The following is a 16,964-nucleotide window of genomic DNA, read 5'->3' as shown; positions in this document are numbered from 1 at the left end:
CGATACGAGGCTGATCGTGCGCGAATCACCCCATCTGAGCAGCGTTACACCGCCCTCCGGCGCTCATCTGTCGATTGCCCGGGCGCCGGAAGGTCCTGTGACACGAGCAACGGGCGTCCTCGGGGGGCGCCCATCGGAAGTCTCTTTGGTGCGTCCTCAGGAGGCTGTTGTGGAGCGCTTGCATGAGCCCTCTTCCGCCGCAAAAGGAGGCGGTCTGCCGCACGCGCAGACCGAGCGGACCCTGCTCTACGTCGCGCGCACGCCGGACGAGACGCTGAGCGCCCATCTGCAGAGCCGTGGCTGGCACGTGCTGGTGGCCCGCTCGGCGCATGAGGTTACGCGCCTGCTCAAGCCCGACGTGGTGTGCGCCGGCATCGCCGACCTGGCGAGCTTTGCGCCGCGCGACCTGGGCGGCCTCGAAGCGAGCCTGCGTCAACAGCAGATTGGCTGGATTGCGCTCGTCACGCCGGAGCGCCTCGCCGACCCGGGCGTGCGCCGCCTGATCCGCCACTACTGCTTCGACTACGTCAAGACGCCGGTAGCCAACGCCACGATCGACTATCTCGTCAGCCACGCATTCGGCATGGTGACCTTGTGCGATGCCGATGAGATCCCGCCTGCCGCGCCCACCGCGGCCGACGACGAAGACGAAATGGTCGGTACCTGCGAAGCGATGCAGCAATTGTTCCGCACCATCCGCAAAGTCGCCAATACCGACGCCAGCGTGTTTATCTCGGGTGAATCCGGCACCGGCAAGGAACTCACCGCGCTGGCGATCCACGAACGCTCGCCGCGCCGCAAGGCGCCGTTCATCGCCATCAACTGCGGCGCGATTCCGCATCATCTGCTGCAGTCCGAACTATTCGGTTACGAACGCGGTGCGTTCACCGGCGCGAACCAGCGCAAGATCGGCCGGGTCGAGGCCGCGGACGGCGGCACCTTGCTGCTCGACGAAATCGGCGATCTGCCGATGGAAAGTCAGGCCAGCCTGCTGCGCTTTCTGCAGGAAGGCAAGATCGAGCGGCTCGGCGGCCGCGAATCGATCCAGGTGGACGTGCGCATTATCTCGGCGACTCACGTGGACCTCGAAATCGCGATGCGCGAAGGACGATTCCGCGCCGACCTGTTTCACCGTCTGTGCGTGCTGCGGGTCGACGAACCACCGCTGCGCGCTCGCGGCAAGGACATCGAGATTCTTGCGCATCACATCATGCACAAGTTCAAGACCGACAGCGCGCGCAAGATCCGCGGCTTTACGCCGTCTGCGATCGAGGCGATGTACAACTACAGCTGGCCTGGCAATGTGCGCGAACTGATCAACCGGGTGCGCCGCGCGATCGTGATGGCGGAAAACAAGCTGATTTCCGCCGACGACCTCGACCTCGCGCAATTCACCGGGCAACAGACCATGAGCCTCTCGCAGGCACGCGAAGCCGCCGAGAAGCGCGCGATCGAAGCGGCGCTGCTGCGGCATCGCCACCGGCTGAACGAGGCGGCGATCGATCTGAACATTTCGCGCGTCACGCTATACCGGCTAATGGGTCAGCACGGCTTGCGGGATCCCAGCGCGGCCGACGAGAAAGCGGCGCTTGAGGCGCTCGCCGCCGATGAGCCCGCGCACGAATGAGCGGGACGCGTAGCCAGGAGCGCCTGGTCGGGGACACCTGACCAGGCACCCGACCGGGGCGCCCCTTTTCGCCTCAGGTAGAATCATCCCGGTTACGTTCCCCTTTCCATTCGATGACGACGCTCACCCTGATCGTCGCTCGCGCCAATAACGGCGTGATCGGCCGCGACAACCAGTTGCCCTGGCGACTTCCCGAAGACCTCGCGTTCTTCAAGCGCACCACGATGGGCGCGCCCATCATCATGGGCCGCAAGACGCATGAATCGATCGGCCGGCCGTTGCCGGGACGCCGCAACATTGTCGTGACACGGGACGCCACGCGGCGCTTTCAGGGCTGCGACGCAGCCACCACGCTCGAAGACGCGCTCAAGCTCGCCGCCCAGGACCAGGCGCCGGAAGCGTTTCTGATCGGCGGCGCGCAACTGTATGCGGAAGGCTTGCGTCAGGCAGACAAGCTGATCGTCACCGAAATCTCCGCGGATTTCGAAGGCGACGCCACCTTCCCGGAGCTCGATGAAAACGAATGGGAAGAAGTCGCGCATGAAACCCATCGCGCGGATGCACCGAACGACTTCGATTACGCCTTCGTGACTTATAAGCGTAAGGGCGCGTGAAGGTCACGCGCCGCACCTGCCTGACTGACTGACTAACTGACGGTTCATGCATCTGGCGCCGGGATTCGCGCATTCATCTTTCGCCTCCCGCCGCCCCACACGCATAAAAAAACGCCACGCATGCAACTGCGTGGCGTTTCTGTTTTCAGCGCTGCTTTCAACGCTGTTGCCGAGCGCTTACTGGCCCGCGATCGTCATCCGTTCGATCAGCACCGAGCCCGTTTCCTTGGTCCCGCGCGTGATCGTATCCGCACCGATCGCGACGATATGGCGGAACATCTCCTGCAGCGTGCTCGCCACGGTGATTTCCTCGACCGGATACTGGATCTTGCCGTTCTCGACCCAGAAGCCCGACGCGCCGCGCGAATAATCGCCCGTCACGTAATTCACGCCCTGCCCCATCAGTTCGGTCAGCAGCAGACCCGTGCCGAGCTTCTTCAGCATTGCCTCGAAGTCGTCTTCCGGACGTGTCTTCGAGCTGCGCAGCGACAGATTGTGCGAGCCGCCGGCGTTGCCGGTGGTCTGCATGCCGAGCTTGCGCGCCGAGTAGGTGGACAGGAAGTAGCCTTCCACCACACCGTCCTTCACCACGGAGCGCTGTTTGGTGCGCACGCCTTCTTCGTCGAACGGCGCGCTGCCCATGGCCCGCGCAACGTGCGGATCTTCGACCACCTGGATGTGCGGCGCGAACACCGGCTTGCCGAGGCTATCGACGAGGAACGAGGTCTTGCGGTACAGCGCGCCGCCGCTGGTGGCCTGAACGAACGCGCCGAGAATCCCGGCGGCGAGCGGCGCTTCGAACAGCACCGGCACCTTGCGCGTATCGAGCCCGCGCGCACCGATGCGCGACAACGCCCGCTGCGCCGCGTAACGGCCTACTGCTTCCGGGTCGGCGAGGTCGGACGCGCTGCGGGTCGACGTGTACCAGTCGTCGCGCTGCATGTTGCGGCCACTGCCGGCGATCGGCGCGCAGGCGATGTAGTGGCGCGAGTACGGATAGCCCGCGAGAAAGCCGCGCGAGGTGGCCAGCACGAATTGCGAGTGCTGCGCCGAGACGCTCGCGCCCTCAGAGTTCTTGATCTGCGGATCGGTGGCGAAAGCGGCGTCTTCCGAGCGGCGGGCGATTTCCACCGCTTCGTCGGCCGTCAGATTCCACGGGTGATACAGATCGAGATCGCGTGGTGCGGTTTCGAGCAGGTCGGCTTCGGCGAGACCCGCGCAATCGTCTTCAGCCGTAAAGCGGGCGATGTTGTACGCCGCCGCGACCGTGTCCTTCAGAGCCTGCGACGAAAAGTCCGAAGTGCTCGCATTGCCGCGCTTGTTGCCGATGAACACCGTCACGCCGACCATCTTGTCGCGATTGTGTTCGATCGTTTCGACTTCGCCGCGCCGCACGGAGACGGACAGACCGTCGCCTTCGGAAATCTCGGTTGCCGCGTCGGTACCGCCGAGCGACTTCGCGTGACGAAGGATGTCCGAGGCGATTTCCTTCAGTTCATCCTGGGTATGCGGAAAAAAGCGCTGCTTGACGTCCATGTCTGCTGCCATTGTCGTTGCCGTCCTGTTCGGGGCCGAGCGGCCCTGTGTGTTCGCCCATGCCACACGCATGCGCTCGCATTTTACGGGCGCCATTCACGTGCTCATTTGCCTGCTCATTTGCGTAGTCACGCATCCCGCGATCATAGCAAGGTACGCGAAGCTGTACCTGGCATTCGCTGAGCCTTGCGTTGCCTCGGCCTGGTTGCGGCGCCGTCGTGACGTGGTTGTGACGCCGTGTGACGCCGTCGTGGCCCGGCTCCGGTTTCGTGCTGGAGCCGGCCTGGCCGTGCATGCGAAAAACCCCGCCAGAAGCCTTGTGCACAGCAGCACGGCGGGTTCGAAGGGCGCGGCACGCTACAATATCGGTATGACACGCAAAACCCGCATTCAACCCATCGAATCCGCCGAGCCGGAAGTCGACGAGAACGGCTACGACCGTCCCAGCAAGTCCCAGCTCAAGCGCGAAATGCACGAGCTGCAGGAACTGGGCTCGGCGCTGATCGCCCTGCCCAAAGACGCGCTCAAGCGCATGCCGATGCCCGAAAAGCTCGACGACGCCGTGCGCGAGGCGCGCCGCATCACCGACCACGAAGGCAAGCGCCGCCAGGTGCAGTACGTCGGGCGCGTGATGCGCTCGCTGCTGGAAGAAGAAACCGCCGCGCTGCGCACCGCGCTCGACACCTATAACGGCGTCAACAAGGCGGAAACGGCCAAATTGCACTGGATCGAGCGCACCCGCGAGAAACTGCTCGCCGACGACGCCGCGCTGACCGAATTCATCCGCCAGCACCCGAACGCCGATCCGCAGCAGGGTCGCACGCTGATCCGCAATGCCCGCAAGGAAGCGCAGCAAAGCAAGCCGCCGCGCTACTTCCGCGAGCTGTTCCAATGGATCAAGAACGCCGACGGGCCGTCTGCCGACACCGATTCCGATGCTGAAGATGCTCTGGAAGACGACGATGACGACCGCGACGCATAAGGCAGTACGTCAGCATCCGGATGAAATCGTGATCGGCCTCGTGTCGATCAGCGACCGCGCATCCACCGGCGTGTACGAGGACAAAGGCCTTCCGGCACTACAGGAATGGCTCGGCGCCGCCCTGAGTTCGCCGTTTCAGGTGGTCACGCGCCTGATTCAGGACGACGCGGCCACGATCTCCGCCACGCTGGTCGAACTGGTAGACGAAACCGGCTGCGATCTGGTGCTGACTACCGGTGGCACCGGCCCGTCGCGCCGCGACGTGACGCCGGAAGCGACTCTCGCGGTTGCGACGAAGGAAATGCCGGGTTTCGGCGAGCAGATGCGGCAAATCAGCCTGAATTTCGTGCCGACCGCGATTCTGTCGCGTCAGGTGGCGGTAATTCGCGAAACTGCGGAACACGCGGCGCTGATCATCAATCTGCCTGGCCAGCCGAAGTCGATCAAGGAAACGCTGGAGGGGCTGCGCGACGCCGAAGCAGGCGGCGCGGTGAAGGTGCCGGGCATTTTCGCCGCGGTGCCCTATTGCATCGACCTGATCGGCGGCCCGTATGTGGAAACGAATGCCGATGTGGTGAAAGCGTTCCGGCCGAAAAACGCAGTACGCGCGCCCCAGCAGGCTTGAGGCCGAAGCTGCGGCGGTGGCCGTGTATTTGCACTGCAAGCATCGCCGAAGCCGCGACAGCATGACTTTCGCCGCCGCGGCCCCCGGGCCGCAGCGGTATTACTCCGCAGCCGCTGCGTCCGGCGCCGCCGGAATCAGGAAGTGCTCGCGGTAGTACTTCAGCTCGTCGATCGATTCGTGGATGTCGGCCAGCGCCGTGTGCATCGCGCGTTTCTGGAAGCCCTTGTAGATCGTGGGCTGCCAGCGGCGGCACAGTTCCTTCAGGGTGCTGACGTCGAGATTGCGGTAATGGAAGAAGCGCTCCAGATCCGGCATCCAGCGCGCCATGAAACGGCGGTCCTGGCAGATCGAATTGCCGCACATCGGCGACTTGCCCGGCGGCACATAAGCGCCAAGAAACTCGCGAATCTGCTCGGTAGCATCGGCTTCGCTCACCGTCGACGCCTTCACCCGGTCGATCAGGCCCGAGCGGCCATGCGTGTTCTGGTTCCACTGGTCCATTCTGGCGAGCGTTTCGTCGCTCTGATGAATCGCCAGCACCGGCCCTTCGACCAACCGGTCGAGCGTCGAATTCGTCACCACCACCGCGATTTCGATGATGCGGTCGGTGTCCGGTTCGAGCCCGGTCATTTCCATGTCCAGCCAGACGAGATTCATGTCGCTGCGCACGAGCGACGGCGGTTCGGTGGATGCGAGGATGTCAGTCATGAGGGCAACCCTGAGGGCCCGGCAAATCGCTTCGCAGGAAGCAGAATGGCCGCGCCGATTGTTCGTATGAGATTGGTTTGTGCCGGCCTGGGCCGGTTTTGTCCAGTTTTGGACTTACCCTCCCGCCACGAGGCGGGAAGAAACATATAATTCTCGCATAGTTACCACGGAATCCCCGGATGCCCACCCTGTACTTCACCGTCCTGTTCGTCGTCGCCGTCGTGGCGATGGTCGGCACCAAACTGTGGCTCGCGTCGCGGCAGATCCGCTTCGTCGCCGGCCATCGCGAGCAGGTGCCGAGCCAGTTTGCCGGCACCATCGCGCTCACCGCGCACCAGCGCGCCGCCGACTACACCATCGAACGCACACGGCTGGCGATGATCGAGGTCGTCGTCGGCGCTGCCGTCCTGATCGGACTGACGCTGCTGGGCGGCGTTCAGGCACTCGATCTGGCGATCTCGGACTGGCTGGGCCGCGGCTACGTCGGCCAGATCGTACTGGTCGCAGCGGTAATCGCGATCACCGGCGTGATCGATCTGCCGTTCGAGTACTACCGGCAATTCGTGGTCGAGCAGCGCTTCGGCTTCAACCGGATGAGCAAGGGTATTTTCTTCCTCGACCGTCTCAAGGGCCTGCTGCTCGGCGCCGCATTCGGCCTGCCGCTGCTGTTCGTCGTGCTGTGGCTGATGAACCAGGCCGGCAGCCTGTGGTGGCTGTGGACGTGGATCGTCTGGGTCGCATTCCAGATGCTCGTGCTGGTGCTGTATCCGTCGTTTATCGCACCGATCTTCAACAAGTTCGAACCGCTCAAGGACGAAGCGCTGAAAAGCCGCATCGAAGCACTGATGCAGCGCTGCGGTTTCGCCGCGAAGGGCCTGTTCGTGATGGACGGCAGCCGCCGTTCGGCACACGGCAACGCCTACTTCACCGGCTTCGGCGCGGCCAAGCGGATCGTGTTCTTCGACACGCTGATCGCGCGCCTGTCGGGCAGCGAGATCGAAGCGGTGCTCGCGCACGAACTCGGTCACTTCAAGCGCCGTCACGTGATCAAACGGATGATCGTCACGTTCGCGATCAGTCTCGTGATGCTCGCCCTGCTCGGCTGGCTGACGCAATGCGTGTGGTTCTACGAAGGACTAGGCGTGCGGCCGTCGCTGATCGGCGGCAATAGCGGCCTCGCGCTGGTGCTGTTCTTCCTCGCGCTGCCGGTGTTCCTGTTCTTTGTCACGCCGCTCGGCAGCCTCAGTTCGCGCAAGCACGAGTTCGAAGCCGACGCCTTCGCCGCCACGCAAACCGATGCGCAAGACCTCGTCAACGCGCTCGTCAAGCTATACGAGGACAACGCGTCGACCCTGACGCCCGATCCGATCTATACCGCGTTCTATTACTCGCATCCGCCGGCGTCGCAGCGGATCGACCGCCTGCTGCGGCACGCATGAGCGGCCGCTCCCCGAAAGCGCCGCGCGCGCCGTCCAGCACCCGCGTAGGCGGGCTCGTGATTGCCGCGCATGGGCGCCACTACCTGGTCGCCCCGGAAGACGGCGGCCCGATGCTCCAGTGCTTCCCGCGCGGCAAGCGCAGCGAGGTGGCGGTCGGCGATCGCGTGATTTACGAGCCGACTTCAGCGGATCAGGGCGTGATCGTCGAGATCGGCGAACGTCGCAATCTGCTGTATCGCTCGGATCAGTACAAGTCGAAGCTGTTTGCCGCGAATCTGGATCAGTTGCTGATCGTGCTCGCGACCGAGCCGCATTTCAGCGAAGACCTGCTCGGCCGTGCGCTGGTCGCCGCCGAAGCGAACGAACTGAAGCCGTTGATCGTGCTCAACAAGATCGACGTGACCGGTGCGCTGGAGGGCGCGCGCAAACGGCTTGAACCGTACCGTGCGCTCGGCTACACCGTGGTCGAAGTCTCGATCAAGACGCAACCTGATACCGCACGACCTGCTTTGCTGGAACATCTGCAAGGTCATTCGACGCTGCTGCTCGGCCAGTCGGGCATGGGCAAATCGACCTTGGTGAATCTGCTGATTCCAGATGCCGAAGTCGCCACCCGTGAGATCTCGACCGCACTGAACAGCGGCCGGCATACCACCACCTTCACGCGGCTCTATCCTTTACCCGGTGCCGACGGCGGCGCGTTGATCGATTCGCCGGGTTTCCAGGAATTCGGTCTGCATCACCTGACCGAAGGCAGGCTCGAACGCGCATTTCCCGAGTTCCGGCCGTTGCTGCCAAACTGCCGCTTCTACAATTGCCATCATTTGCAGGAGCCGGGTTGCGCGATTCTCGAAGCGGTTGCCGATGGCCGGATCCGGCGCGAACGGCATGCACTGTATGCGCAACTCGTGCATGAAGCCAGTCAGATCGTGCGCTAACGCGCGTCGCTTTCAACCCACGGATTCACGATGAAACTGATGCGCGCGCCGAATCTGATCATCGGACAGCATTGGGTCAATGTGCTGGAGACGGCGGGCATCGCTTGCGAGTTGCACAACCGTTACCTGAACGGCGCGCTCGGCGATATTCCGGCAGATCAGTGCGCGCCGGAGTTGTGGCTTGTCGACGAACGCGACGAGGCGATGGCGCGACGATTGATCGACGCAGCTGCGCATGGACCAGCGCCAGGTTCGCCTTCATGGCGATGCCATCAGTGTGGGGAGACGCTCGAAGCGCAGTTCACGGTGTGCTGGCAGTGCGGAACGGCACGGGATCCGCTGGATGGGTGACGCAGTCGGGTTCGGGTGGCAGGTAGTGAGGCCACTGCGGTGAGCGCAAAAAAGCCGGGTAAGAACCCGGCTTTTTTTATTGCATCGCGTTAGCGGCGCGCTGACTCACGCGAGCCATACCGCGATCGTCAGCATCAACAACAAAATCATCCATAGCACCACCGCGCGCCACACGAGACCCACTGCCGATTGCAGCGTGCGCGGCGTGCAATCGTCACCGACCTGCATCGGGCCACCGTCGCCTGTGGCGAGCGCGTCGAGGCTCGACTGCTCAGCGAGCGGCCCACTCAAACGCGCGCCAAGCGCCCCACTGCCCGCAGCCAGCAGCACGCCGTCATTCGCATCCGGCCACTGGCGCGCGTGGTTGCGCCACGCATAAATCGCGTCCTCGAAATTGCCGACAATCGCGAAACCCAGCGACGTGAGCCGCGCCGGAACCCAGTCGATCACGAAAAAGGCCCGCTGCGCAAAACTCGAAAACGCGACCGTGCGGTCGTCGACTGGCCGTGCCCATGTGCGCGCCAGGTACTCGGCGATCCGGTACAGCACCGCGCCCGCCGGCCCGACCGGAATCAGGAACCAGAAGAACACCCCGAACACGTGCCGATGCGAGGCCACCACCGCATGAATCAGCGTATGGCGCACGATTTCGCTAACGGGCATGTCGACAGTGTCGAGCCCGGTCCATTCATTCAGGATTTCACGCGCGCGCGGCACATCGTCGTTGTTCAACGCGAGGTGGATGTCGGTGAAGTAATGGCTGAACTGCCGGAAGCCGAGCGTGAAGTACAGCACGGCGACGTTCCACAGGAAGGCCAGTGCAAAGTGAATGTGGTAAAGCACGTAGTAGACAAGCGCGACAGCCAGCGTCCACGGCACCACCACCACAAGCCACGCGAGCAGGCCATGTCTGGGCTTGCCGGCATCGAATCCGTGCGCCGCCGACTCCGCATGGTATTGAAGCAGCGCGGACACCGGATTGTTCGGCGACAGCGCGCGCACCTGTTCAATGATCAGAGCCAGCAATACGGAGAAAAAAGTCATGCGATGCGCCGTGCTTTTCGAGTTTTACGATTGTTTTATAACGATAGCACAGGGTCGGATGCGACTGAGCGCAGACGTTGACAAACACCCAACAACTGCACAGACCGCCGTGGCTTACGCCGCGAGAAAGCGATAGAAGTTGCGCAGCATCGCCGCCGTTGCGCCCCAAATGAAATAATGGCCGCCCGGTTGACCCTCGCGATCTTCCGTCTGCGCCGACGCAGCCCGCGGATAGGGCATCGCGAAAAAGCGCCGCTCGCCGCCTTCGTAACGAAACACGCGTTCCTCGTGATGCGCGGGGTCCATCAGAAACGCGAGCGGGACTTCGAAGACGTCGGCTACTTCAAGTGCATCCATTTTCAACGTGAAAGGGGGATGCACAAGACCAATGACGGGCGTCACGCGAAACCCGGTGCCCGTCAGATAGTCGGGCAACGCACCGAGAATTTCAACGCGCGACGGATCGAGACCGACTTCTTCCTGCGCCTCGCGCAATGCCGTGGCGGTCGCGTCGGCGTCGAACGGCTCGTGGCGGCCGCCGGGGAAGCTCACCTGGCCGGCATGGTCGTTCAGATGGTCGGCACGTTGAGTCAGGAGCACGGTGAGACCGTTGTCGCGCACAACCAGCGGCACCAGCACGGCGGCCACGCGCGGATCGACGTGCTTATCGCGCCAGGGCGCTTCGATAATCGGTTCAGGCGTCCAGCTGAGACGCTGCTCGAACCGCCCGCGCAGACCATCGGGCGTCAGGCGCCCGGCAACCACCGGCGGCAGATCGGCACCCGTCGCTTCGACAGGCAGAGTTTCAGGCTCAAAGGCGGGGCGGATCAACGGGTCTCTCGGAATGAGCGGATAGGGGACATGCCGCTATTTTGACCTGGCAAACAAAAAAGCACCCGCGAGGGTGCTTTTTCTTACAGCTTTTACGCTTCCGGAGCAGCGCGGTCTTTCTTGGCGACCAGCTTTTCCTTGATCCGAGCCGACTTGCCCGAACGGTCGCGCAGGTAGTACAGCTTCGCACGACGCACATCGCCGCGACGCTTCACGACGATGCTTGCCAGCAACGGCGAGTACGTCTGGAACGTACGCTCGACGCCTTCGCCCGACGAAATCTTGCGGACGATGAACGACGAATTCAGACCACGGTTACGCTTGGCGATCACAACGCCTTCGTAAGCCTGAACACGCTTGCGCGTACCTTCAACCACGTTCACGCTGACGATCACCGTATCGCCGGGGGCGAATTCGGGGATGGTCTTCTCGCCGAGGGCGCGGCCGATTTCTTCCTGCTCGAGTATTGCAATCAGATTCATCACTGACTCCTAAGTCCATCTTGTCGGCGTTCGTACCTGCCTCGTGAAAACACTTGGCTACGGCCCCGATAGAGGATGGGTTCACATCTGGCACCGTACACGCATGTGCGGCGCCGCCTATGTCCGCTCGAAAGACCGAGGCTTTACGCCTTCGACGCTTCCTTTGCGAGACTCGTAAGCCATGCCTCGTCGGCACGGCTCAACATCTTGTTCTTTCTGGCCTTCACGATCAGATCGGGCCGCTTGTTCAACGTGTTACGCAAAGCCTCACGCCGACGCCACGCTTCGATTTCCGCATGATGGCCGCCGAGCAGCACATCAGGCACACGCACGCCGTTGTATTCCTCCGGGCGCGTGTAATGCGGACAATCCAGCAACACGTCGACAAAACTGTCCTGCACCGCCGATTGCGAGTCGTTCAGCACGCCGGGCAACTGACGCACCACCGCGTCCATCAAAGCCATTGCAGGCAATTCGCCGCCGGACAGCACGAAGTCGCCGAGACTGACTTCTTCGTCGACAACACGGTCGAGCAAACGCTGATCGATCGCTTCATAGCGCCCGCACAACAGGATCAGACCGGGTTCAGCCGCGAACTGCATAACGCGATCGTGATTCAGTGTGGCGCCTTGCGGCGACATCATCACGACGCGCGGCGCGCCGATGCCCTGCTCCGCCTGCGCGGCCTTCGCCGCACCGATCGCGTCTTCCAGAGGCTTGGCCAGCATGACCATGCCGGGGCCGCCGCCGTAGGGGCGATCGTCGATTGTGCGGTAGTTGTCGGTGGTGAAATCGCGCGGATTCCACGTACGCAACCCGTAGCGCTCCTGCTTCGCCGCACGGCTGGTGATACCCCAGTCGGTCAGCGCACGAAACATGTCAGGAAAGAGCGTCACGACATCGAACTGCATCGCTCTCTCCAGTCAGCGAAATTATTTAGTAATCGGCTTCCCAGTCGACGATGATCTGCTTCGCCGCCTGATCCACCGTTTTGACAAAGACGCCGACGAACGGGATCAAACGCTCGCCGGTGACCGGCTTACCGCTTTTGTCGGTATCCGGATATTCGATGCGCAACACCGAGTGCGCACCGTTGTCGATCATGTCTGCAACCTTGCCGAGGTGGACCCCGGCAACGTTCACCACATCCAGGCCGAGCAGGTCGACCCAGTAGAATTCATCGGCCCCGAGGGCCGGAAATTCGCTGCGGCTGATGTAAACGCGCGTGCCGCGCAGTGCCAGTGCAACATCGCGGTCAGTGACGCCGCCCAGATGGGCAACGATACTGTCGCTATGCGTTTTTGCCTGTAAAGACGGCGCCGACTTGCGCTCGTGGCCTTTCAGCAACCACCAGCGCTTTGCGCTTAGCAACGCGTCTCCGCCATGTCCGGCATCCGCATGCGCGGCTACCTTGACCCAGCCTTTGAGGCCGTAAGCGTCGACGATTGCACCGACCTCGACCGCGTCGGCCGGCCAGCTTTCCACCGTTTCCGCCCGCATTTCTGCTGCGCTGGAAGCGGCGTTTGCAACTTTGGCTTTCGCCTTGCCTTCGGCCCCTTCGACCGGCTTGCGGACGAATGCACCGAACGGCGCCTGACCAGACGTCTTCGCGCGCGGGGCCGCCGCTTTTGCCTTTACGCTACCTGAACCGCCGGAATCACGCTCAGACATAAGAACACCTCGCTGCCGACTTCGACGTCTGCTTCAGTAAAACTCGCGCATCGGACTGCTCACGCAAGCTGCGCGAGCCGCCGGCCGAACCGACGACGATACGCCCGCTAGCTACCATTAAGCAGCCGGCTGCGCCTTTTGCGCTTCTTTCACGAGACGCTCGACGGTCGGCGACAGTTGTGCGCCAACGCCTTGCCAGTACGTCAGGCGGTCTTGAGCGATACGCAGCGACTCACCCTTCGTAGCGACCGGGTTGTAGAAGCCAACGCGTTCGATGAAGCGGCCGTCACGACGGTTGCGCGAATCGGTTGCGACGATGTTGTAGAACGGGCGCTTCTTGGAGCCGCCACGAGCCAAGCGGATGATGACCATATTAGAATCCTTGAAAACCGGGGTGCGGAACGACTGAAACACGCGATTATAGCGGGAAACCGACGCCATAACAAACACTTACGGGGATAAACTGAGTGACCGGGTTGCGCCGGCCATACAGGCGGGGGGCTTGGACCGCGCCGAAACGCCCGAATTACCTGACGGAGCGCCCATGAAACTCCTGCTGCCACCTGCGTTTTTTTCCGTTTCACGCGCCGTCTTTCGGCGAATCACCGGATTTTCGCTAGTTGCCGGCCTTTCGGGCGCCTCCCGCGTTCAGACCCTGCGAGTCGGCGCAACGTTGTTGCTTGCGGCCACCGCCCTGCCGGCGTTGGCCGCGTTGCCGATCGAGCGTATCAAACTGCCGCCGGGCTTCCATATCGAAGTTCTGTCGGACGCGCTACCCAGCGCGCGGGGTATGGCGCTCTCGCCGAAAGGCATCCTTTATATAGGCAGCCTTGACGGCCATGTCTACGCGCTCGAGTTGCGCGATGGGCACGTGACAGCACGTCACGTGATTACGTCCGGATTGGAAACGCCGGCCGGTGTCGCATGGCGGGACGGCGCGCTGTATGTGTCCGCGGTGTCGAAAATTCTACGCTTCGACGCGATCGACGCTCACCTGAACGACCCGCCCAAACCGGCCGTCGTCACCGACACACTGCCGACCGAAACGCATCACGGCTGGAAATTCATTGCTTTCGGACCGGATGGCAAGCTGTACGTGCCGCAAGGCGCGCCCTGCAACGTCTGCCTGAAAGACCGTGACCGCTTTGGACTGATTGGCCGCATGAACCCGGACGGCAGCCACTATGAAGTCGTGGCGCGCGGCATTCGCAACACGGTCGGCTTCGCGTGGCACCCGGTAACGCACGAACTGTGGTTCACCGACAACGGCCGCGATCTGATGGGCGACGACGTACCGGACGACAAACTCAACCGCGCGCCACGCGCCGGCATGGACTTCGGATTTCCCTACTGCCATGGCGGTGACACGCCCGACCCCGAATTCGGCAAAGATCATCCGTGCAGCGCCTTCACGCCACCGGTTGTCAAACTCGGGGCGCACGTCGCCTCGCTCGGCATGCGCTTTTACACCGGCTCGATGTTTCCGGCCGCCTATCGGGACAATATTTTTATCGCCGAACACGGTTCGTGGAATCGCAGCAAAAAGGTCGGTTACCGTGTCGTGCGGGTGATCACCAACCCGGACGGCAGCAACGCGCGCCAGGAAGTCTTTGCCGAGGGTTGGCTGCAGCCCGGCGAAACGGTATGGGGCCGCCCGGCCGACGTGCAACCGATGCCTGACGGTTCACTCCTGATCAGCGACGATTACGCCGGCGCGGTTTACCGAGTGACCTACTCCGCGCCTTAACCATCGACGCGCTCACCTGTCACGTGAGCACCACCACACGGCGTGGCGTAGAATGCCCGACGGTCCGCGCCCACCGGCGCACCGCTCCTTTCGGCCGCCTGTCACTCTGCTCTCGCCTCCATGTCCACCCTTGCTTCGACTTCCTCGCATTTCAGATCCAAGACGATTACCGCTGCGCTCGCATTCTTCTTCGGCAGCCTCGGTGCTCACCGCTTCTATCTGTACGGCATGCGCGACATTTACGGCTGGGCTCATCTGCTCGGCACGCTGATCGGGATTCCCGGCGCCATGCTGGTGGTGGCGAGCGAGCGGGCCTCGATGCTCGGCTGGGTACTGGCTTTTTTCGGCGCCGTTTCGCTGCTTTCCGCTTTTCTGGCTGCGATCGTCTATGGCCTGCGTCCGGATGAAAAATGGGACGCACAGTTCAACCCGCAAACCCAGCGCAAAAGCCGCTCGGGCTGGACTGTCATTTTCATCGTGATTTTTTCGCTGCTGATCGGTGCGTTCCTGCTGATGACGGGCCTCGCAATCTCGTTTCAGACTTACTTCGAAAGTCAGGTTCAGGCCGCCAAAGCGCTGTCGCAGTAAGCTGCCGCCGCGCATCGCGCTAAAAAAGCCTCAATTGCGGATTGTCCCGCGGCGGCGGTTCCGCACGCGCCAACTCGACCCGGCGGAAGTGCGACATATCCAGAATGCCGCGATCGCGCCGGTTTAACCCGAGCCGCCGCGCCGCCTTATGGAAGCGTTGCTTCAGCAAGTCTGCCCACAACCCTTCTCCCTTCATGCGAGTGGAGAAGTTCGAGTCGTAGTCTTTCCCACCCCGCATATCGCGCACGCGACTCATCACCCGGTCAGCACGATCGGGGAAATGTGCCGCGAGCCAATCCTTGAATAGCGGTGCCACTTCCCACGGCAAGCGCAACACGATGTAGCTTGCATTGCATGCGCCCGCCTCGGCACAGGCTTCCAGCACCCGCTCCATGTCCTGCTCGGTGACGAATGGAATCACCGGCGCGATGCTCACGCCAACGGGAATACCCGCCTCACTCAGCGTACGGATGGTGCGCAATCGACGCGAAGGCGTAGCCGCACGCGGCTCGAGCGTGCGTGCAATATCCGCATCCAGCGTGGTGATAGTAATGGCCGCCATGAACTGCCCGCGCGCCGCCATAGGCGCGAGCAGATCGATATCGCGCTCGATCAGCGACGATTTGGTGATCGCCGCAAATGGATGCTCCCGCTCGCTGAGCACTTCGATCACCCGCCGTGTAAGCCGCAAGTCGCGTTCGGCCGGCTGCCAGGCGTCGGTAATCACGCCGAGTGCGATCGGCTCGGGTACATAAGACTTTTTCGACAACTCGCGCTCGAGCAATTCCGGCGCGTTGATCTTCGCGTAAATGCGGCTTTCGAAGTCGAGACCGGGCGAGAGCCCCAGATAACTATGTGTCGGCCGCGCGAAGCAGTAGATACAGCCATGTTCGCAGCCCCGATAAGGGTTCAACGACACGCTGAACGGAATATCCGGCGACGCATTGCGCGTGAGAATGGTCTTGACCCGCTCTTCGAACACCTGCGTGCGCAATACCTTCGGCTCGCCGTCTTCCTCGGACGACGAAACCCAGCCGTCGTCCACCCCTTCGCGCTGGTCGACTTCATAGCGGCCCTGCATGTTCGTTACCGCGCCGCGCCCCTTGCGAGGCGCGGGCGGAGCGATCGGAAATTCGTTCGCGAAGTCGGGGTCGGGGTTGGAATCGGTCACGGCTGGAGCACGTAAAAAACGAGAAACGGCGCAAAACACCTGTATAAATATACAGTGTTTACGCCGTTTGTCGAGCCCAGCTAAGGACCTTCGTGGCCAACTAATCGCCAACCGCAATCGTCAGCGTTTCCTTGATCTCTTCCATCACCACGTAGCTCTTCGACTGCACGGCGCCAGGCAGTTGCAGCAGGATGTCCCCCAGCAGTTTGCGGTAATCGGCCATCTCACCGATACGCGCCTTGATCAGATAGTCGAAATCGCCTGACACGAGGTGGCACTCCAGCACCTCTGGGATCTTCTGCACCTCGCGGCGGAACTGGTCGAACATGTTGCCGCTTTTGTGATCGAGCGTGATCTCGACGAACACCAGCAGCGCAGCACCCAGCTCAGCCGGGTTCACCCGGGCGTGATAGCCGATGATCACGCCGTCGCGCTCCATCCGCTTGACGCGCTCGATGCACGGCGTAACTGACAACCCGACCTGTTCCGCGAGGTCTTTCATTGCCATCCGGCCGTCCTGTTGCAGTAGCCGCAGGATCTTGTGATCGAGTTTGTCGAGAGCCCGGACCGGTTGGCGCTGTGTACGCATAGTGTTTTTGCTGAAAATCTT

Annotated in this window: 19 protein-coding genes; 9 read left to right on the top strand and 10 right to left on the bottom strand. The window is 62.5% G+C overall.

The window, feature by feature from the left end; translation table 11 throughout:
- Positions 1–16: 16 nt before the first annotated feature.
- Together GH665_RS04510 and GH665_RS04505 are read left to right on the top strand one after the other, a co-directional pair.
- Positions 17–1,627 carry a sigma-54 dependent transcriptional regulator gene (locus GH665_RS04510; RefSeq protein ID WP_246216139.1) on the top strand — a complete coding sequence of 537 codons (1,611 nt, stop codon included), beginning with the start codon at positions 17–19 and terminating at the stop codon, positions 1,625–1,627.
- Positions 1,628–1,740: 113 nt separating this feature from the next.
- The gene (locus GH665_RS04505; RefSeq protein ID WP_153134841.1) at positions 1,741–2,241 is read left to right on the top strand and encodes a dihydrofolate reductase; all 501 of its coding nucleotides are present in this window, start codon (positions 1,741–1,743) and stop codon (positions 2,239–2,241) included.
- 177 nt (positions 2,242–2,418) lie between these two features.
- Here GH665_RS04505 and pmbA read toward each other — a convergent pair whose 3' ends face one another.
- Positions 2,419–3,789, bottom strand: coding sequence for a metalloprotease PmbA (gene pmbA / locus GH665_RS04500; protein WP_029674218.1), 1,371 nt, complete (start codon positions 3,787–3,789; stop codon positions 2,419–2,421).
- A 358-nt stretch (positions 3,790–4,147) separates the two neighbouring features.
- Here pmbA and yjgA point away from each other — a divergent pair, with 358 nt between their 5' ends.
- Together yjgA and mog are read left to right on the top strand one after the other, a co-directional pair.
- Positions 4,148–4,759: a ribosome biogenesis factor YjgA gene (gene yjgA, locus GH665_RS04495; RefSeq protein ID WP_153138227.1), complete on the top strand. Its 612-nt coding sequence runs from the start codon at positions 4,148–4,150 to the stop codon at positions 4,757–4,759.
- Positions 4,740–5,384: a molybdopterin adenylyltransferase gene (gene mog, locus GH665_RS04490; RefSeq protein ID WP_153134840.1), complete on the top strand. Its 645-nt coding sequence runs from the start codon at positions 4,740–4,742 to the stop codon at positions 5,382–5,384. Before yjgA ends, mog begins: the two co-directional genes overlap by 20 nt.
- 99 nt (positions 5,385–5,483) lie before the next feature.
- Here the strand turns inward: mog and orn are convergent, their stop codons facing one another.
- Positions 5,484–6,092, bottom strand: coding sequence for an oligoribonuclease (gene orn, locus GH665_RS04485; protein ID WP_153134839.1), 609 nt, complete (start codon positions 6,090–6,092; stop codon positions 5,484–5,486).
- 179 nt (positions 6,093–6,271) lie between these two features.
- On the opposite strand from orn, the gene GH665_RS04480 reads away from it, so the two are divergent.
- Genes GH665_RS04480 through GH665_RS04470 form a run of 3 tightly spaced genes read left to right on the top strand, consistent with a single transcriptional unit; the run spans position 6,272 to position 8,820 of the window.
- Positions 6,272–7,531, top strand: coding sequence for a M48 family metallopeptidase (locus GH665_RS04480; RefSeq protein WP_153134838.1), 1,260 nt, complete (start codon positions 6,272–6,274; stop codon positions 7,529–7,531).
- Positions 7,528–8,469: a ribosome small subunit-dependent GTPase A gene (rsgA, locus tag GH665_RS04475; RefSeq protein WP_153134837.1), complete on the top strand. Its 942-nt coding sequence runs from the start codon at positions 7,528–7,530 to the stop codon at positions 8,467–8,469. The genes GH665_RS04480 and rsgA overlap by 4 nt, the downstream gene beginning before the upstream one ends.
- Before the next feature lie 30 nt (positions 8,470–8,499).
- Complete coding sequence (locus tag GH665_RS04470; protein ID WP_030101268.1) at positions 8,500–8,820, top strand: putative signal transducing protein; 321 nt, start codon at positions 8,500–8,502, stop codon at positions 8,818–8,820.
- A 105-nt stretch (positions 8,821–8,925) separates the two neighbouring features.
- On the opposite strand, the gene GH665_RS04465 is transcribed toward GH665_RS04470, so the two are convergent.
- From GH665_RS04465 to rpsP, 6 genes are all read right to left on the bottom strand, one after another.
- A complete protein-coding gene (locus GH665_RS04465; protein ID WP_153134836.1) occupies positions 8,926–9,864 on the bottom strand; it encodes a CobD/CbiB family protein in 939 nt (312 codons plus the stop codon).
- A 114-nt stretch (positions 9,865–9,978) separates the two neighbouring features.
- Positions 9,979–10,695 carry a CoA pyrophosphatase gene (locus GH665_RS04460; RefSeq protein ID WP_028199262.1) on the bottom strand — a complete coding sequence of 239 codons (717 nt, stop codon included), beginning with the start codon at positions 10,693–10,695 and terminating at the stop codon, positions 9,979–9,981.
- 92 nt (positions 10,696–10,787) lie between these two features.
- Positions 10,788–11,177, bottom strand: coding sequence for a 50S ribosomal protein L19 (rplS, locus tag GH665_RS04455; protein ID WP_012433948.1), 390 nt, complete (start codon positions 11,175–11,177; stop codon positions 10,788–10,790).
- A 143-nt stretch (positions 11,178–11,320) separates the two neighbouring features.
- Positions 11,321–12,088, bottom strand: a complete 768-nt coding sequence (trmD, locus tag GH665_RS04450; protein ID WP_064268506.1) for a tRNA (guanosine(37)-N1)-methyltransferase TrmD — start codon at positions 12,086–12,088, stop codon at positions 11,321–11,323.
- Between the two features lie 25 nt (positions 12,089–12,113).
- Positions 12,114–12,848, bottom strand: coding sequence for a ribosome maturation factor RimM (rimM, locus tag GH665_RS04445; RefSeq protein WP_153134835.1), 735 nt, complete (start codon positions 12,846–12,848; stop codon positions 12,114–12,116).
- Positions 12,849–12,965: 117 nt separating this feature from the next.
- Positions 12,966–13,220, bottom strand: a complete 255-nt coding sequence (rpsP, locus tag GH665_RS04440) for a 30S ribosomal protein S16 (protein WP_006050280.1) — start codon at positions 13,218–13,220, stop codon at positions 12,966–12,968.
- Between the two features lie 172 nt (positions 13,221–13,392).
- On the opposite strand from rpsP, the gene GH665_RS04435 reads away from it, so the two are divergent.
- Together GH665_RS04435 and GH665_RS04430 are read left to right on the top strand one after the other, a co-directional pair.
- Positions 13,393–14,595, top strand: a complete 1,203-nt coding sequence (locus tag GH665_RS04435) for a PQQ-dependent sugar dehydrogenase (RefSeq protein ID WP_246216138.1) — start codon at positions 13,393–13,395, stop codon at positions 14,593–14,595.
- A 120-nt stretch (positions 14,596–14,715) separates the two neighbouring features.
- On the top strand, positions 14,716–15,183 hold the full coding sequence (locus GH665_RS04430; RefSeq protein ID WP_153134834.1) for an NINE protein: 468 nt from the start codon (positions 14,716–14,718) through the stop codon (positions 15,181–15,183).
- 19 nt (positions 15,184–15,202) lie between these two features.
- Here the strand turns inward: GH665_RS04430 and GH665_RS04425 are convergent, their stop codons facing one another.
- Complete coding sequence (locus GH665_RS04425) at positions 15,203–16,354, bottom strand: PA0069 family radical SAM protein (protein WP_153134833.1); 1,152 nt, start codon at positions 16,352–16,354, stop codon at positions 15,203–15,205.
- 100 nt (positions 16,355–16,454) lie between these two features.
- Positions 16,455–16,943, bottom strand: a complete 489-nt coding sequence (locus GH665_RS04420; RefSeq protein ID WP_153134832.1) for an Lrp/AsnC ligand binding domain-containing protein — start codon at positions 16,941–16,943, stop codon at positions 16,455–16,457.
- Positions 16,944–16,964: the final 21 nt, after the last annotated feature.

The sequence above is a fragment of the Paraburkholderia agricolaris genome, assembly GCF_009455635.1.
Lineage (GTDB): Bacteria > Pseudomonadota > Gammaproteobacteria > Burkholderiales > Burkholderiaceae > Paraburkholderia > Paraburkholderia agricolaris.
This window is presented reverse-complemented; position numbering and strand designations above follow the sequence as displayed.

Bases quoted from the DNA above. Each gene is read 5' to 3' on its own strand.
- trmD (WP_064268506.1), bottom strand. From the start codon at position 12,088: ATGCAGTTCGATGTCGTGACGCTCTTTCCTGACATGTTTCGTGCGCTG.
- rplS (WP_012433948.1), bottom strand. From the start codon at position 11,177: ATGAATCTGATTGCAATACTCGAGCAGGAAGAAATCGGCCGCGCCCTC.
- rimM (WP_153134835.1), bottom strand. From the start codon at position 12,848: ATGTCTGAGCGTGATTCCGGCGGTTCAGGTAGCGTAAAGGCAAAAGCG.
- yjgA (WP_153138227.1), top strand. From the start codon at position 4,148: ATGACACGCAAAACCCGCATTCAACCCATCGAATCCGCCGAGCCGGAA.
- rpsP (WP_006050280.1), bottom strand. From the start codon at position 13,220: ATGGTCATCATCCGCTTGGCTCGTGGCGGCTCCAAGAAGCGCCCGTTC.
- mog (WP_153134840.1), top strand. From the start codon at position 4,740: ATGACGACCGCGACGCATAAGGCAGTACGTCAGCATCCGGATGAAATC.
- GH665_RS04435 (WP_246216138.1), top strand. From the start codon at position 13,393: ATGAAACTCCTGCTGCCACCTGCGTTTTTTTCCGTTTCACGCGCCGTC.
- GH665_RS04430 (WP_153134834.1), top strand. From the start codon at position 14,716: ATGTCCACCCTTGCTTCGACTTCCTCGCATTTCAGATCCAAGACGATT.
- pmbA (WP_029674218.1), bottom strand. From the start codon at position 3,789: ATGGCAGCAGACATGGACGTCAAGCAGCGCTTTTTTCCGCATACCCAG.
- GH665_RS04470 (WP_030101268.1), top strand. From the start codon at position 8,500: ATGAAACTGATGCGCGCGCCGAATCTGATCATCGGACAGCATTGGGTC.
- GH665_RS04505 (WP_153134841.1), top strand. From the start codon at position 1,741: ATGACGACGCTCACCCTGATCGTCGCTCGCGCCAATAACGGCGTGATC.
- GH665_RS04420 (WP_153134832.1), bottom strand. From the start codon at position 16,943: ATGCGTACACAGCGCCAACCGGTCCGGGCTCTCGACAAACTCGATCAC.
- orn (WP_153134839.1), bottom strand. From the start codon at position 6,092: ATGACTGACATCCTCGCATCCACCGAACCGCCGTCGCTCGTGCGCAGC.
- GH665_RS04465 (WP_153134836.1), bottom strand. From the start codon at position 9,864: ATGACTTTTTTCTCCGTATTGCTGGCTCTGATCATTGAACAGGTGCGC.
- rsgA (WP_153134837.1), top strand. From the start codon at position 7,528: ATGAGCGGCCGCTCCCCGAAAGCGCCGCGCGCGCCGTCCAGCACCCGC.
- GH665_RS04480 (WP_153134838.1), top strand. From the start codon at position 6,272: ATGCCCACCCTGTACTTCACCGTCCTGTTCGTCGTCGCCGTCGTGGCG.